This window comes from Hymenobacter agri (assembly GCF_054778495.1).
On sequence record NZ_BAAGZM010001186.1, the window covers coordinates 1 to 668 of the forward strand.

The following is a 668-nucleotide window of genomic DNA, read 5'->3' on the forward strand; positions in this document are numbered from 1 at the left end:
CCCACGGCCAACCTGCGCGGGCAGCAGCGCACCGCGGCGCTCAGCCTGCCGTTCTTCGACGACTTTACCAAGCCGCTGGAAGGCAGCCCCAATCCGCAGAAATGGCAGGCCAATGGCGGCGCTTTCGTGAGCAACCGGCTGGCGCTGCTGCCGCTCACCCGCGGCGCGGCCACGCTCGACGGCCCCAAGGCCAACGGGCAGAGCTACAGCGGCCAGATTTCGAGCCCCAACGGCCAGCTCGATTCGCTCACCTCGCAGCCCATTAACCTAGGCGGCCTCACGGCCAGCGACCAGGTGTACCTCAGCTTTGCCTGGCAGGCGGGCAGCATTGTGGGCGTGCCCGGCTCGGGCACGCCCAGCAACCCCGTACGGCTGGAGCTGTTTGTGAAAACCAACACCGGCACCTGGGAAAGCAAGTGGTTTTACAACGGCCTGCGCCAGCGCACCGGCTTCCGGCAGCAGGTTATTGACCTGAACCAGGCCAAGTACCTGCACGGTAATTTCCAGCTCATGTTCGTGGCCAGCGGCAACGCCGACGACAACAGCGACAATTTCAGCGTGGACTATGTGCTGCTTGACCGCGGCCGCAGCCGGGGCCTGACGGATACAACGTACACCGACGTAGCCACCGGCGCGGGCCTGGCCGGCGGCCTGCCCACGGGCGGGCT

General features: G+C 66.6%; 1 pseudogene. It reads left to right on the forward strand.

The features are described from left to right. Positions 1 to 668: pseudogene (locus tag ACYVDE_RS25235) on the forward strand (hypothetical protein); the annotation flags it as partial.